General features: G+C 74.2%; 15 protein-coding genes and 1 pseudogene. 9 read left to right on the forward strand and 7 right to left on the reverse strand.

The genetic code is table 11. The features are described from left to right. Nucleotides 1-10: 10 nt before the first annotated feature. Nucleotides 11-484: a GNAT family N-acetyltransferase gene (locus ABME01_RS00100; RefSeq protein WP_353826300.1), complete on the reverse strand. Its 474-nt coding sequence runs from the start codon at nucleotides 482-484 to the stop codon at nucleotides 11-13. A gap of 46 nt (nucleotides 485-530) precedes the next feature. On the opposite strand from ABME01_RS00100, the gene ABME01_RS00105 reads away from it, so the two are divergent. Next, entirely contained in the window at nucleotides 531-1,322 is a 792-nt protein-coding gene (locus tag ABME01_RS00105) for a DNA alkylation repair protein (protein ID WP_353826301.1), read from the forward strand. Nucleotides 1,323-1,378: 56 nt separating this feature from the next. Next, complete coding sequence (locus tag ABME01_RS00110) at nucleotides 1,379-2,215, forward strand: SDR family NAD(P)-dependent oxidoreductase (protein ID WP_353826302.1); 837 nt, start codon at nucleotides 1,379-1,381, stop codon at nucleotides 2,213-2,215. Nucleotides 2,216-2,225: 10 nt separating this feature from the next. Here ABME01_RS00110 and ABME01_RS00115 read toward each other — a convergent pair whose 3' ends face one another. The 5 genes and pseudogenes from ABME01_RS00115 to ABME01_RS00135 form a co-directional block, all read right to left on the reverse strand. Continuing rightward, entirely contained in the window at nucleotides 2,226-2,708 is a 483-nt protein-coding gene (locus tag ABME01_RS00115; RefSeq protein ID WP_353826303.1) for a hypothetical protein, read from the reverse strand. Continuing rightward, nucleotides 2,705-4,000, reverse strand: a complete 1,296-nt coding sequence (locus tag ABME01_RS00120; RefSeq protein WP_353826304.1) for a serine/threonine-protein kinase — start codon at nucleotides 3,998-4,000, stop codon at nucleotides 2,705-2,707. Before ABME01_RS00120 ends, ABME01_RS00115 begins: the two co-directional genes overlap by 4 nt. Before the next feature lie 79 nt (nucleotides 4,001-4,079). Continuing rightward, nucleotides 4,080-4,922 (reverse strand): exodeoxyribonuclease III, encoded by an 843-nt coding sequence (locus ABME01_RS00125; protein WP_353826305.1) that lies wholly within the window; start codon nucleotides 4,920-4,922, stop codon nucleotides 4,080-4,082. Nucleotides 4,923-4,971: 49 nt separating this feature from the next. Beyond that, nucleotides 4,972-5,496, reverse strand: a complete 525-nt coding sequence (locus ABME01_RS00130; protein ID WP_353826306.1) for a DUF6328 family protein — start codon at nucleotides 5,494-5,496, stop codon at nucleotides 4,972-4,974. Nucleotides 5,497-5,516: 20 nt separating this feature from the next. Continuing rightward, nucleotides 5,517-5,948 (reverse strand): annotated as a pseudogene (locus ABME01_RS00135) (DUF6264 family protein); the annotation flags it as partial. A gap of 39 nt (nucleotides 5,949-5,987) precedes the next feature. Between ABME01_RS00135 and cofE the strand changes: the two are divergent. The 7 genes from cofE to ABME01_RS00170 all read left to right on the forward strand — a co-directional run bounded on the left by cofE (nucleotide 5,988) and on the right by ABME01_RS00170 (nucleotide 12,964). Then, nucleotides 5,988-6,770 (forward strand): coenzyme F420-0:L-glutamate ligase, encoded by a 783-nt coding sequence (gene cofE / locus ABME01_RS00140; RefSeq protein ID WP_353826307.1) that lies wholly within the window; start codon nucleotides 5,988-5,990, stop codon nucleotides 6,768-6,770. 53 nt (nucleotides 6,771-6,823) lie between these two features. Beyond that, nucleotides 6,824-7,822: a TIGR03557 family F420-dependent LLM class oxidoreductase gene (locus ABME01_RS00145; RefSeq protein ID WP_353826309.1), complete on the forward strand. Its 999-nt coding sequence runs from the start codon at nucleotides 6,824-6,826 to the stop codon at nucleotides 7,820-7,822. Next, entirely contained in the window at nucleotides 7,819-8,697 is an 879-nt protein-coding gene (locus tag ABME01_RS00150) for a CofC family guanylyltransferase (RefSeq protein ID WP_353826310.1), read from the forward strand. The genes ABME01_RS00145 and ABME01_RS00150 overlap by 4 nt, the downstream gene beginning before the upstream one ends. Beyond that, nucleotides 8,694-9,728: a glucose-6-phosphate dehydrogenase (coenzyme-F420) gene (gene fgd / locus ABME01_RS00155; protein ID WP_353826311.1), complete on the forward strand. Its 1,035-nt coding sequence runs from the start codon at nucleotides 8,694-8,696 to the stop codon at nucleotides 9,726-9,728. The genes ABME01_RS00150 and fgd overlap by 4 nt, the downstream gene beginning before the upstream one ends. A 75-nt stretch (nucleotides 9,729-9,803) precedes the next feature. Further along, on the forward strand, nucleotides 9,804-11,081 hold the full coding sequence (locus ABME01_RS00160) for a LolA family protein (RefSeq protein ID WP_353826312.1): 1,278 nt from the start codon (nucleotides 9,804-9,806) through the stop codon (nucleotides 11,079-11,081). 10 nt (nucleotides 11,082-11,091) lie between these two features. Next, complete coding sequence (locus tag ABME01_RS00165) at nucleotides 11,092-12,060, forward strand: ABC transporter ATP-binding protein (RefSeq protein ID WP_353826313.1); 969 nt, start codon at nucleotides 11,092-11,094, stop codon at nucleotides 12,058-12,060. After that, the gene (locus ABME01_RS00170) at nucleotides 12,047-12,964 is read left to right on the forward strand and encodes an ABC transporter permease (protein ID WP_436407377.1); all 918 of its coding nucleotides are present in this window, start codon (nucleotides 12,047-12,049) and stop codon (nucleotides 12,962-12,964) included. The genes ABME01_RS00165 and ABME01_RS00170 overlap by 14 nt, the downstream gene beginning before the upstream one ends. Nucleotides 12,965-12,973: 9 nt before the next feature. On the opposite strand, the gene ABME01_RS00175 is transcribed toward ABME01_RS00170, so the two are convergent. Further along, complete coding sequence (locus ABME01_RS00175; RefSeq protein WP_353826314.1) at nucleotides 12,974-13,456, reverse strand: nucleoside/nucleotide kinase family protein; 483 nt, start codon at nucleotides 13,454-13,456, stop codon at nucleotides 12,974-12,976. Nucleotides 13,457-13,461 lie beyond the last annotated feature (5 nt).

Raw genomic sequence — 13,461 nt, forward strand, 5'->3', positions numbered from 1 at the left:
CTCGCGGCACTCAGAGCGGCTTGCGCATGTGCATCGCGGCGACGTCGTAGCCGAGCGACCCGTACAGGGCGATCGCGCCGTCGTTGCCTCCGAAGACGTTGAGCATCAGGCTGGTGGCGCCGTGCGAACGCGCGACGTCCTCCCCCAGGAGCATCGCTCGTCGGGCGACGCCGCGGCGTCGGAACTCCGGCCGCACCGCGAGGTCCCAGACCCACCACGTCTCCGAGCGCTCCCCCGACATCGGGCCGATCCAGAGCCAGCCGGCGTCGTCGTCGCCGAGGCGGACGGTGTGCAGGAGCTGCCCCTCGACGACGCGCCCGTCGGGGAAGAAGCGGTCCTCGCTCGCGCGACGCGCGGCGGCCGCGGCGTCCGGGGTGTCGCCGGCCTCGATGCGCGCCCGCTCGTAGGCGGCCATCGCCTCCGGCAGCCACGTCGCGACGGCGTCGTCGTCCATCGGCACGAGGCGCACGTCGGGCTCGCTCATGCGGGCAAGTCTGCCCGAGGTCGGTCGAGGGTGCCATCATGCGAGCATGACGGGGTCGACGGATGCCACGCCCGAGGCGGTGCGCTCGGCACTGGCCGACGTCGCCGATCCCGCGCGCGCCGCCGGATCCGTGCGCTTCTTCAAGACCGGTCCTGGCGGGTACGCCGAGGGCGATGTCTTCCTCGGCGTCACCATGCCGCAGGTCCGCGAGGTGGCCCGCAGGTACGCCGACCTGCCGCTGGCGGGTGCGGGCGAGCTCCTCTCCAGCGCGGTGCACGAGGTGCGGCTCTGCGCCCTCGTCATCCTCGTGAGCCGATTCGAGCGGGCAGGTCGTCCCCGCATGCGGGACCACGCCGTGCGAGCCCGCGTCGCGACCTTCTACCTCGACGCCGTGCGCCGGGGCCGGGTCGACAACTGGGACCTCGTGGACGCCTCGGCGGACCGGATCCTCGGCGCCTGGCTCGCCGACCCGCCGACCGGGACGGATGCCCCTCCGGCGTCAGTCGGTGCGGCGCCGACGATGCGCGATCTCGACGCGCTGGTCGCCGCGGACGACCTCTGGCAGCGGCGCGTCGCCATCATCGCCACGTACGCGTTCCTGAAGCGCGGCGACGGCGGCCCGACGCTCCGCCTCGCGCCGCGCCTGCTCGAGGATCCGCACGACCTCATCCACAAGGCCACCGGGTGGATGCTGCGCGAGCTCGGCGAACGGGTCGGACGTGCGCCGCTCGAGCAGTTCCTCGAGGAGCACGCGGCCCGGATGCCGCGGACCATGCTGTCGTACGCGACCGAGCACCTCGCGCCCGAGGACCGCGCGCGATTCCGCGCGATGCGCTGACCGCGGACCCGCGGCGGCGTCGCGGGGCGGGACCCGGCCTTGCCAGAATGACTCGCATGACCAGAACCGCGCAGGGCGCGAACCTCCTCATCACCGGAGCCGCCGGCGGCATGGGCCGCATGTACGCCGCGCGCGCGATCGCGGAGGGCGCGGCATCCGTCGTGCTCTGGGATCGCGACGCCTCGGCGCTGGCCCGCACGGCCGACCAGCTCGGCCGCGCCGCGGGCGGCCGCACCGTCGTGCGCTCGTACGTCGTCGACGTCGCCGAGCCGGGCGCGATCGCGAAGGCCGCGCACAAGGTGCGGCGCGACGTCGGCACACCCGACATCCTCGTGAACAACGCCGGGATCGTTCGAGGCAACCGGTACTTCTGGGAGACCGACAGCGGGGACGACGTGCGCCCGACGATGCTCGTGAACGCACTCGCGCCCATGTACGTGACGCGCGAGTTCCTGCCCGCGATGATCGCAGCGGGTCGCCCGGCGCGCATCCTCAACATCGGCAGCGCCGCCGGCACGCTGGCCAATCCGCGCATGGCGGTCTACGCGGCGTCGAAGGCGGCGCTGAACGGCTGGAGCGATTCGCTCCGCCTGGAGCTCGAACAGGCGGGGCATCGCGACGTGAAGGTCACCACCGTGACGCCGTCGTACATCTCGACCGGCATGTTCGCCGGGGCGCGCGGACCGATCCTGGCGCCGGTGCTCGCGCCGGAGGTCGCCGTCGACCGGATCTGGCGGGCGATGCTGGCCGGCGACCCGCTCGTCGAGCTCCCCGGAAGCGTGCGGCTCTCGCGGATCCTCCGCGCCGTGCTGCCGACCCGGGTCTTCGACCGCGTGATCGGCGAGGGCTTCGGGGTCTACCGCTCGATGGAGCGGTTCCGCGGCCGCGGCTGAGCGGATCGGCTCAGTCGTCGCCCTTGTCGCGGCCCTTGCCCTTCCCGGGCTTGTCGTCGCTGTTGCCGGATCCGCTGTTGCCGGACCCGTTGTTCCCGGAGTCGTCGCTGTTGCCCGGTCCGCTGTTGTCCTCGTCGTCGTCGGGCTCCGGCTCAGGCGCGGGTGCGGGCTCGGGCGTCGCCGCGGCGATCGCCGCATCGAGGTCCGCCCGCACCAGCGCGATCGCGTCGGTGATGGCGCCGGCGCGGTCCGGGTCGAGCGAGCCGTCGTCGACCGCGGCCTGCACCTCCTCCTCGAGCGCGTCGAGCCGGCCGAGTGCCTCGGCGTAGTCCCCGGCCGCGGACGAGTCGGCGATCGAGACCACCTGCGTGCGGTATCCCGACATGACGGCGTCGGATCCCGTGCTCTCCTGGGTGGCGCAGGCGGCCAGGCCGCCCACGAGCGCGATGGTCGCGGATGCCGCGGCGAGCCCGCGGCGCAGGCGCGTGATCATGGCGTCACCGCCTCCTCCAGTTGTTCGAGGTGGGTGCCGAGGTCGCCCCCGACGCTCGGCAGCGGCGCCTCGGTCGGCGTCGGCGTGGACGAGCCGCCGCCGCCGAGCGCGCTGAGGCTGATCGGGATCACGACCGCCGCGCCGACCAGGACCGCCGCCGCCGCGAGGAGCGCGAGGACCCGGCGGGGGAGTCGTCGCCCCGAGTGCGCGCCGTCGTCGACGACCGGCGCAGGCGCCGCCGCGGCCGCAGCGCGCGGCGCGCCGACGCCCGTGAGCACCCGGGTGGCGGCGGTCGCGTCGTCGTCGGCGACCGGTGCGGTGCGGTCCGTTCGCGTCGCCGGCATGATGCGCGTGTCGTCGGCGCCGACCGGGGGATGCGTGAAGACGGCCGTCGCGCCGGTGGCATCGTCGGTCGCGGCCTCGGATCGGTCGCCGAGGAGCGACTCGGAGGCGAGGGCGACGTCGAGCGCGCTCGGGCGATCGGCGGCGTCGCGTGCCGTCATCCCCGCGAGCAGCTCGCGCCAGACGGCGGGCAGGTCGTCGGGGATCTCGGGGTCTCGGACGAGTCGCGCACTGGCCGATTCGAGCGCGGGACCGGGGAACGGCTGGTGTCCGGTGAGCGACTCGAGCACCAGCAGGCCGAGGGAGTAGATGTCCGCGGCGCTGCCGACGGACTCGCCGCGCACCTGCTCAGGGCTGAGGTAGCCGGGCGTGCCGATGATGCGCCCGGTCGCGGTGAGCCGCGACTCGTCGAGGAGCCTCGCGATGCCGAAGTCGGCGAGCTTGGCGTTCCATCGCCGCGTGGGCAGGTGGGCGGGCGCGAGCAGCACGTTCGCGGGCTTCACGTCGCGGTGCACGATGCCGCGGGAGTGGATGACGTGGAGCCCCTCGGCGAGGTCGGCGAGCATGCGCGCGGCGTCGCGCCGCGGGATGGCGCCGCGCTGGAGCACGGCGCGCAGGTCGCGACCGTCGACCAGCTCCATGACCAGGAACTCGCGGTTCGAGGCCGGGTCCTTCGCCGCGTCGTAGAGCGTGACGAGGGCCGGATGGGTCAGGCTCGCCAGCAGCGCCGTCTCGGAGCGCCGGCGGTCGACGTCGTCGATGCCCTCGGCGGCGGGCGTGAACAGCTTCACCGCGACGCGTCGCCCGAGGACCAGGTCGTCGGCGCGGTACACGGTCGCCATGCCGCCGCGACCGATGAGGCCCTCGATACGGTACCGCTCGTCGAGGGTCGATCCGAGGACCGGATCGGTCTCCGCCGGCGGCGGGACCTGTTCCGTGGGGGAGTCCATTCCACGAAGGGTAGCGCCTCGGTCTGGACGTTCCGACGGGGTTGCGCGGACGGCTCGTGCCGCCGTAGGGCTCGACGCGTCAGCCGAAGATCATCGGCAGGTCGTCGTCGCCGCCCGTCTCGCGGTCGAGCTGCACCAGCACGGGCACGTGGTCGCTCGGCGCATCGCCCTTCCGCTCGTTCCGGTGGATCGCGGCATCCGACACGAGGTCGGCGAACGCCGCCGAGCCCAGGACGAAGTCGATGCGCAGGCCCTCGTTGCGGGGGAAGCGGAGCTGCTTGTAGTCCCAGTACGTGTACCCGGTCGGCACGATCGGGCGGACCACGTCCCGCATGCCCGCCTCCTCGAGCGCCCGGAAGGCCGTGCGCTCGGCGGGGGAGACGTGCGTGGTGACGCCCTCGACGACGGTCGGGTCGCCGTTGTCCTCGTCGAGCGGGGCGATGTTGAAGTCGCCCATGAGGGCGAACGGGCGCTCGGGACGGTCGCTCGTCTCGGCGCGCGCGAGGTCGGTGAGCGCGGCGAGCCAGTCGAGCTTGTAGGTGTAGTGCGGGTCGCCGAGCGAGCGGCCGTTCGGCACGTACAGGCTCCACAGGCGCACGCCCTCGACCGTCGCGCCGATCGCGCGCGCCTCCTTCGGCAGGTCGGGCCCCTCGTGGCCCTTCAGGAAGCCGGGCATGCCGGGGAACTCGGTGACGACGTCATCGATCGGCAGGCGGCTCGCGATCGCCACGCCGTTCCACTGGTTGAGGCCGTGGACCGCGAGCTCGTACCCCGCCTGCTCGAACGCGTCGTGCGGGAACTGCTCCGGCTTGCACTTGATCTCCTGCATCGCCAGTACGTCGACGTCCTCGCGCACCATCCAGTCGACGACGCGACCGACGCGGGTGCGGATGGAGTTGACGTTCCAGGTGGCGATGCGCATGCGCTCCAGCCTAGGGTCGGCCGCCCACCCCATCGTGCCCCTGGGGACGTCAGCCGTCGCGGCCCCGGGCCCGGTCCGCATCGCCGTCGGTGGCGCGGCCGCCGATGCGCGGGACCACCGTCCAGAACACGAGCAGGAGGGCGAGTGCGACGCTGCCGGCGATCCATCCCGCCTCCTGCGAGACGGTCACGTCGAAGATGAGCATCGCGACGCCGGAGGCGACCAGCGACACGACGACGAGGAGGACGAGCAGCAGGGTGTTGGCGATCCGGACCACGCGGTCCTTCTCCTTGCGACCGCTGAGCTGGCGGTGCAGGATCACGGGCGCGAGGCCGAGGATGGTCGCCGTCGTCGCCAGCACGACGAGGATCAGGTAGAGCACGACCTCATGCCGCTCGAGATCGGCGAACTTCGGCTGGAAGGCGACCGCGAGCAGGAAGCCGGTGATGAGCTGCGTGCCGGTCATCACCACCCGGAGCTCCTGCAGGATGTCGTTGAACTTCCGGTCCTGGCGCTCGGCCTCGGTCTCGTTGCGCTCCAGGCCGGGGCCGCCGCCGTCCGCTCGCGGGCCCATGGTCATCGCTCCGTCCGGGTTCACCCGCTGATCGGCCGGACCGCGGAGAACGTGATCGCGGCGCCGACCGCGACCGATGCGATCATCAGGACGATCCCGGCGAGCGGGATCCAGAACGCGATGCGCCGCAGCACCAGCATGATGATCGCCGCGACGATCGCGATCACCGCGAAGACCACGACGCCGCTCATCGCCACGAGCATGCCCGTCGCGATCTGGTCGGTGTCGCACACCGACGACGCCCCGCACGAATCGCTCGCGAGCGCGAGGAACACGGCGGCGAAGAACAGCACGAAGCCCGCTCCCGCGAGCACGACGAGCAGCACGATGGTGAGCACGAGGTCCCACACGACGACCGGGCGCCTGGCGGGTGCGGTGGCCTGCTCGGACATGGATGCCTCCCCCGGCGCGCGGGCCGCGCCCCACCCGAAGTCTGGCAGCGCCGGGCCATGCTGCCAAGATGTGAGGAGGTCCGAGCGGAGGGGTGGCGCGTGCGGTACAGCATCGAGGGTGTCGAGGGACTTCCGGAGATCGGCGCGGGCGCCGACCTGCCGGCGCTCATCGTGGGCGCGCTCGGCGAGCCCCTCGCCGACGGCGACATCCTCGTCGTCACGTCGAAGGTCATCTCGAAGGCCGAGGGCCGCGTGGTGCGCGCCGACGACCGGGAGCAGGCGATCACCGATGAGACGGTGCGGGTGGTCGCGACCCGGCAGACCGGGGACTCGGTGACCCGGATCGTCGAGAACCGGCTCGGCGTCGTCGGTGCGGCCGCCGGCGTCGACGCGTCGAACGCCCCCGAGGGGACGGTGCTGCTGCTGCCGGTCGATCCGGACGCGTCCGCGCGGGCGCTGGCCACCGGCATCCGCTCGCTCTCGGGCGCACGGGTCGGGGTGCTCGTCTCCGACACGCTCGGCCGCCCGTGGCGTGAGGGTCAGACCGACATCGCCATCGGCGCCGCCGGCGTGCACGTCTTCGACGACCTCCGAGGGCAGACGGATGCCGCGGGCAAGCCGCTGGCCGTGACGATGCCGTGCGTCGCCGACGAGCTCGCCGCCGCCGCCGAGCTGGTCAAGGGCAAGACGACCGGGGTGCCCGTGGCCGTGGTCCGCGGGCTCGACCGCCTGGTCGGCGACCTCGACCTGCCCGGCGCGCGATCGATCGTGCGCCCCGCCGACCGCGACATGTTCCGCCAGGGCGCAGAGGAGGCGTACGACGAGGGCTACCGCGCCGGGTTCGACGAGGCGCAGGCCGAGGGCGTGCTGCGCGCGGAGTGAGCCATCGGCCCTCCCCGCGCCGTCGCGGCGCCGATGGGGGGCAGGATGGAGGGGTGAGCGCCCACATCGGATACGCCGTGATGCTCGAGCGGTTCCCGCCCGCCGAGGCGGTGTCGCTCAGCGCGCTCGCCGAGCGCCACGGCTTCCGCGGCGCGATGGCCAGCGACCACTTCCAGCCGTGGCTGCCCGCCCACGGCCAGTCCGGGTTCGTGTGGAGCGTGCTCGCCGGGATCGGCGCCGCCACGTCCGGCGACTTCGGCCCGGGCGTGACGACGCCCTCCTTCCGCATGCACCCCGCGGTCGTCGCGCAGGCGTCCGCGACGCTGGCCGCCATGCACCCGGGCCGGCACTGGCTCGGCATCGGCTCGGGCGAGGCGATCAACGAACACGTCACCGGCACGTACTGGCCCGAGCCCGCCGAGCGCATCGCGCGGATGTTCGAGGCGGTCGAGGTGATCCGGAAGCTCTTCGCGGCCTCGGCCGCCGGGCGGGACGTGCGGCACGCGGGGGAGCACTTCAAGCTCGAGTCGACGCGCCTGTGGACGATGCCGGAACGGGCGCCGGAGATCCTCGTGGCCACGCAGGGTCCGGTGACGGCGCGCCGCGCCGGACGCAGCGTCGACGGGCTCATCACCACGAACGCGCCGGCGGACCGGCTCGCGGCGCTGCTCGCCCGGTTCGCCGACGGTGCCCGCGACGCCGGACGCGATGCGACGCGCATGCCCCGCGTGCTGCAGCTGAACCTCGCGTGGGCGCCGACCGAGGAGGAGGCGATGGCGGACGCGCTCGCCGAGTGGCCGATCGGGGCGCTGCGATTCCCTCGGGGCGACATCCGCTCGCCGTTCGAGGTCGAGCAGCTCGCCCGCACGGTGCGGCCCGAGGACTTCGCCGGGCGGATGCTCGTCTCCGCGGACCCCGACGCGCACCGCGCGAACATCCAGCGCCACCTCGACCTCGGGTTCAGCCGCATCTACCTGCACAACGCCGGGCGCGACCAGGCCCGCTTCCTCGAGGTGTTCGGACGGGACGTGCTGCCGGGACTGCGCGCATGAGCACCGGCATGCGGGCCGCGGCGTGGACCGTCGTGATCCCGGTGAAGTCCCTCACCGGCGCGAAGACCCGGCTCGCGCCCGAGCTGTCCCCCGCGGAGCGGGCCTCGCTCGCCCGCGCCTTCGCGCTCGACACCGTCGACGCGGCGCGCGCCGCGCAGGCGGTCGCCCGCGTCGTGGTCGTGTCGGACGAGCCCGCGATCGCCGCGGCGCTCGGCGGCGTGCCGGGCGTCGACGTCGTACCCGAGTCCGCCCCCCGGGGGCTGACGGCCGCCATCGCGCAGGGCATCGCCGTCGCCCGCGCGGACGCGGCCTCCGACGCGTCCGCGGCGGCGGGACCGGGAGGGTCCGCCGGACCGTCGCGACCCGCGCGAACCGTCGAGCGGGAGCGGCGACCGCCGGCGGCGACCGTTCGCGGCACGGCCGTGCTGCTCGGCGACCTGCCCGCGCTCCGGCCGGAGCACCTCGACGCGGCGCTCGAGGGGGCCGCGCGCCACCCGCGCGCCTTCGTCCCGGATGCCGAGGGCACGGGTACCACCCTCGCGACCGCGTCGCCCGGCGTCGCCTTCGTGCCGCACTTCGGTCGTGACTCCGCGGCCCGGCACCGGGCGGCCGGGTACGCCGACCTGACCGTCCGCGCGGCGGCGGGCCCCGGCTCCGTCGCCGCAGCGCTCCGCCGCGACGTGGACACGGCCGCCGAGCTCGCGGAGGCCGTCGCGCTCGGCGTCGGGGCGCGCACCGCGGAGGTCGTCGGCGCGCTGGACGGCCCGCATCCCGTGCGATCGGGCCGCGCCCCGTGGCATCCGCTCGACCCATCGACCGCGCCCGCGGGCGCCGCAACCGCGCCGCACGGCGCAGACAGGAAGGCAGTCTCGTGACCCTCACCCTCGGATACAAGGCCAGCGCCGAGCAGTTCGATCCGCGCGAGCTCGTCGAGATCGCGGTCGCCGCGGAGGCGCACGGCATGGAGTCGGTGTGGACGAGCGACCACTTCCAGCCGTGGCGGCACACGGGAGGGCACGCGCCGTTCTCGCTGACCTGGATGGCCGCCGTCGGCGAGCGCACCTCGTCGGTGAAGATCGGCACGAGCGTCATGACCCCGACGTTCCGGTACAACCCGGCCGTGCTCGCCCAGGCGTTCGCCTCGCTCGGCGCGATGCACCCCGGGCGCATCATCGCCGGCTTCGGCACGGGCGAGGCGCTGAACGAGATCGCGACCGGGTTCCGCGGTGCGGGCGAGCAGGACTGGCCCGAGTTCCGCGAGCGCTTCGCCCGGCTGCGCGAGGCCGTGCGGCTCATGCGCGCGCTGTGGACGAAGGAGGGCCAGGTGAGCTTCGAGGGCGAGTACTACTCCACGCACGACGCGTCGATCTACGACCGGCCCGACTCGCCCGTGCCCGTCTACATCGCCGCCGGGGGGCCGACCGTCGCGAAGTACGCCGGCCGGGCCGGCGACGGCTTCATCTGCACGTCGGGCAAGGGCGCCGAGCTCTACGTCGACCAGCTCGTCCCGGCGGTCAAGGACGGACTCGCGGCGCGGTCCGACGGTCGCACCTTCGACGCGCTCGACCGGATGATCGAGATCAAGCTCTCCTACGAGGAGACCGAGGAGGCCGCGCTCGACAACACCCGGTTCTGGTCGCCGCTCTCGCTCTCCAAGGAGCAGAAGCACGACATCACCGACCCGGTCGAGATGGAGCGGGCCGCCGACGCGCTCCCGATCGAGCAGATCGCGAAGCGCTGGATCGTGGGCACCGACCCCGACGAGGTGGTCGCACAGGTCGCGCAGTACGTCGACTGGGGCTTCAACCACCTCGTGTTCCATGCCCCCGGTCACGACCAGCGCCGGTTCCTGGAGCTGTTCGAGCGCGACCTCGCGCCGCGGCTGCGGACCCTGCCCGCCGCCTGACGCCGACCGCGTCGCCCGCCTGTCAGTTCGCTCCGCACCGGCGCCCCCGTGCGCGGTCGGGCGTAGCCTGAGGGCATGGGCCCACGCAGCCACGGGGCGACCCGACGAGGCGCCCGCATCGCCATCCCGGCGGTCGGGGTGCCGGTCGCGGTCGCGATCGCCGTCCTGGTGCCGATGCAGGCGAACGCCACGGTCGACCTGCCCGACAAGACGGCCGAGGAGCTCATCGCGTTCGCCGAGGCGAGCGAGGTCGACGCGCTCTCGGGCAGCATCGAGCAGCGCTCGGAGCTCGGGCTCCCCGACCTGGGCGGGCTCACGGGCGCCGCGCCCGGTTCGGGCGGCGCCGGCGACGGCGCGGAGGGAGCCCCGGCGACCGTCGACGACCTGATCGCGCTGGCCACGGGCAGCTTCGACGCCGCCGTGTACCTCGACGAGGAGCACGCCCGGCTGCAGGTGCTGGACGCGCTCGCGGAACGCAACGTGTACGCGGGCCCCGGCGAGACCTGGTTCGTCGACTCCGAGACGCGGACGGCGACGCGGCTCACGCTCGCCGACGACGCCGACGTCGACGCCCTGGAGGCCGAGGTCGAGCGGATGGCCGACGAGGCGAGGGCCGAGGCGGAGGCCCGACTGCCGGACGGCGAGCAGCTGCCGACCGCCCAGCAGGTGCTCGAGCGTGCGCTCGACCGCCTCGACGAGACCACCGAGGTCTCCGTCGGGTCCGACGGGCGAGTCGCGGGTCGCGACGCCTACGAGCTCGTGCTTCGGCCTGCGACCGACGAGACCCTCGTCGGCGAGATCCGCATCGCGATCGACGGCGAGAACGGTGCCGCGCTCGCCGCGTCGGTCACGGCACGCGGTGCGAGCGGCCCCGCGTTCTCCACCCGCTTCACCGACATCTCGTTCGAGGCGCCGGATCCCTCGGTGTTCGCCTTCGAGCCCGGCTCGGCGTTCACGGTCGTCGAGGAGGAGCTGCCGCTGCCGACCGTGGCGGAGCTCGAGGCGTGGGCGGCCGAGGGCCACGACGGCGACGCCGAGCACGAGACCGACGCGCCGCGCCCGATCGTGCACGGCGAGGGCTGGGCGACCGTCGTGGAGGTCGACCTCGCCGCGCTCGCCGAGGCGCGTGCCCGGGATGCGGGCGAGGGCGGCGAGGACGTCGCGCCGGCGACCGAGCCGCCGTTCGGCGACGACGAGGCGGACCTCCGGCTCGACGGCCTGACCACCCCGGTCGACGGCGGGCGCGCCGTGGCGACCTCGCTGCTGTCCGTGCTGTTCACCGACGACGGTCGCGTGCTCGCCGGGTCGGTTCCCGTCGACACCCTGGTGGCGTACGCCGGGTCGGGTCGCTGACGGGCCGCCGGTGACCGATCTCGCGATCCGGACCGACGGGCTCACGAAGCGCTTCCGCGCGCAGACCGCGGTCGACGGCATCGACCTGCAGGTCCCCGCCGGGTCGGTCTTCGGGTTCCTCGGGCCGAACGGCTCGGGCAAGACGACCACGATCCGGATGCTCCTCGGGCTGGTCGGGGCGAGCGCGGGCTCGGCGCAGGTGCTCGGCAGCGACATGCCGCGCGGGCTCGATCAGGTGCTGCCGCGCGTGGGCGCGCTCGTCGAAGGCCCCGCATTCGCGCCCTTCCTCTCCGGAGCCGCGAACCTCGCGCGCTTCGACGCCGCCGACCGGCACGCGCCGCCCGCGACCCGCTCGGCGCGCGTCGCGTCCGCGCTCGACCGGGTCGGGCTGGAGCACGCGGCGCGCAAGAAGGCGGGCGCCTACTCGCTCGGCATGAAGCAGCGCCTCGGCCTCGCGAACGCCCTCCTGATGCCGCGCGAGCTGCTCGTCCTCGACGAGCCGACGAACGGCCTCGACCCGCAGGGCACGCGCGAGGTGCGCAGCCTCATCCGCTCCTTCGCCGCCGACGGCACGACCGTGTTCGTCTCGAGCCACCTGCTGGCCGAGGTGGAGCAGCTCTGCACGCATGTGGGGGTCATGAGCGCCGGCCGGCTCGTCGCGCAGGGCACGCTCGAGGAGCTCCGTCGCTCGGGGCGATCGAGTGTGGAGGTCGTCACGCCGGATCCGGGCCTGGCGCGCGCGGTGCTGGAGCGCTTCGGACTCCGGCCCGAGCGCACCGTCGACCTCGCGCCGACCCCCGCCGCGGCCGGCGACCCGGTCGTCAGCGCTCCGCTCGGCGACGATCCGCCGGAGCCGGAGGCCCTCGTCGCGGCGCTGGTCGCCGACGGCGTGCGGGTACGCGGGTTCGAGGTGCGTCGCACGAGCCTCGAGCAGCGGTTCGTCGAGCTCACCGGGGAGGGGTTCGATGTCGTCGCCTGATGCTGCCGCGGCCGCCGGCGAGCCGGCCGTCGCCGAGCCCGAGGCCGCCGCGGCTGCCGGTCGCGGTGGCCGGATGCCGCCCCGCGGCGGCGGGCTCGGGTCGCTCCTCGGCTCCGAGGTCGTCACGCTGTTCCGGCGCCGGCGCACCTGGGCGATGATCGCGGCGCTCGCGCTCATCCCGATCCTCATCGCGATCGCCATCCGCATCGCCGGGCCCGCCGGCCCCGGTCGCGGTCCGGCATTCCTCGACCAGGTGGCCGGCAACGGGCTCTTCGTCGGCGTCACGGCCCTCGTCGTCGCGACCCCGCTGTTCCTCCCGCTCACGGTCGCCGTGGTCGCGGGCGACACGATCGCCGGCGAGGCGAGCCTCGGGACGCTCCGCTACCTGCTGATCGCCCCCGCCGGACGCATCCGCCTGCTGCTCGTGAAGTACGCCGTCGCCGCGACGTTCTGCGTCGCGGCCGCCCTCACCGTGATCGTCGTCGGGTCCCTCATCGGCTGGACGCTCTTCCCGGTCGGCCCGATCACCCTGCTCTCCGGCGGGGAGGTCTCGGTCGGGGAGGGCCTGCTGCGCCTGCTCGCGATCGGCGGGTACGTCGCGGTGTCGATGCTGGGGCTCTCGGCCATCGGCCTGTTCGCCTCGACGCTCACGGTCGTGCCGGTCGGCGCGATGGCCGCCACCGCCATCCTCGCCGTCGTGGCGCAGATCGTCGGCGCCATCCCGCAGCTCGAGTGGATCCATCCGTGGCTGTTCACGGACCGCTGGTTCGACTTCGCCGACCTGCTGCGATCGCCGCCGTCATGGGACTCGTTCCGCGAGAACCTGCTGCTGCAGGCGGGATGGATCGCCGTGTTCGGCGCGGCGGCCGGCTCGCGCCTGGCCACGCGCGACATCCTCTCGTAGCGCGGGCGCTCAGCCCGCGGCGCGGCGCTCGCCGATGCTCGGCGGGATGCGGCAGTAGTCGTAGAAGAACCGCGTCGGCGCGGCCTCGTCGGTCGCGTCCACGATGACGTTCGCGCCCGAGTGGGGCAGCTCGTCGCCGACGAGCGCCCACACCGAGAAGTGCCAGATCCCGAGGACGGACTCGTTCAGCAGCCGGCGACCGTCGACGACGAGGATCGTGTCGGGATCCTCCGCGCCGGCGAGGTCGCCCGAACGGAACGGCTCGACCGTGTCGCCGCGCAGTCGACCCTCGGACACGTCGCCGACCGAGCGGTGCAGCACGTGCCGGCCGCGGTCGCGGAGGACATCGGCGAGGTCCGCGGCGAACCGCGTCGCGAGGCCGTCGTCAGCCGCCTCGACGGCGAGCAGGCGGCGCCCGTTCCGCGCGTTGTGGAGGAACTCGTCGGCGATGGACTCGAGCAGGTCGCGTCGCGCTCCGGTCGCGTCGGTCATGCGGG

The organism is Agromyces litoreus (assembly GCF_040496015.1).
GTDB lineage: Bacteria > Actinomycetota > Actinomycetes > Actinomycetales > Microbacteriaceae > Agromyces > Agromyces litoreus.

Excerpts from the sequence above, each read along its gene's own strand:
- ABME01_RS00100 (WP_353826300.1), bottom strand. The coding sequence starts at position 484 with ATGAGCGAGCCCGACGTGCGCCTCGTGCCGATGGACGACGACGCCGTC.
- ABME01_RS00105 (WP_353826301.1), top strand. The coding sequence starts at position 531 with ATGACGGGGTCGACGGATGCCACGCCCGAGGCGGTGCGCTCGGCACTG.
- ABME01_RS00110 (WP_353826302.1), top strand. The coding sequence starts at position 1,379 with ATGACCAGAACCGCGCAGGGCGCGAACCTCCTCATCACCGGAGCCGCC.
- ABME01_RS00115 (WP_353826303.1), bottom strand. The coding sequence starts at position 2,708 with ATGATCACGCGCCTGCGCCGCGGGCTCGCCGCGGCATCCGCGACCATC.
- ABME01_RS00120 (WP_353826304.1), bottom strand. The coding sequence starts at position 4,000 with ATGGACTCCCCCACGGAACAGGTCCCGCCGCCGGCGGAGACCGATCCG.
- ABME01_RS00125 (WP_353826305.1), bottom strand. The coding sequence starts at position 4,922 with ATGCGCATCGCCACCTGGAACGTCAACTCCATCCGCACCCGCGTCGGT.
- ABME01_RS00130 (WP_353826306.1), bottom strand. The coding sequence starts at position 5,496 with ATGGGCCCGCGAGCGGACGGCGGCGGCCCCGGCCTGGAGCGCAACGAG.
- ABME01_RS00150 (WP_353826310.1), top strand. The coding sequence starts at position 7,819 with ATGAGCACCGGCATGCGGGCCGCGGCGTGGACCGTCGTGATCCCGGTG.
- ABME01_RS00160 (WP_353826312.1), top strand. The coding sequence starts at position 9,804 with ATGGGCCCACGCAGCCACGGGGCGACCCGACGAGGCGCCCGCATCGCC.
- ABME01_RS00170 (WP_436407377.1), top strand. The coding sequence starts at position 12,047 with ATGTCGTCGCCTGATGCTGCCGCGGCCGCCGGCGAGCCGGCCGTCGCC.
- ABME01_RS00175 (WP_353826314.1), bottom strand. The coding sequence starts at position 13,456 with ATGACCGACGCGACCGGAGCGCGACGCGACCTGCTCGAGTCCATCGCC.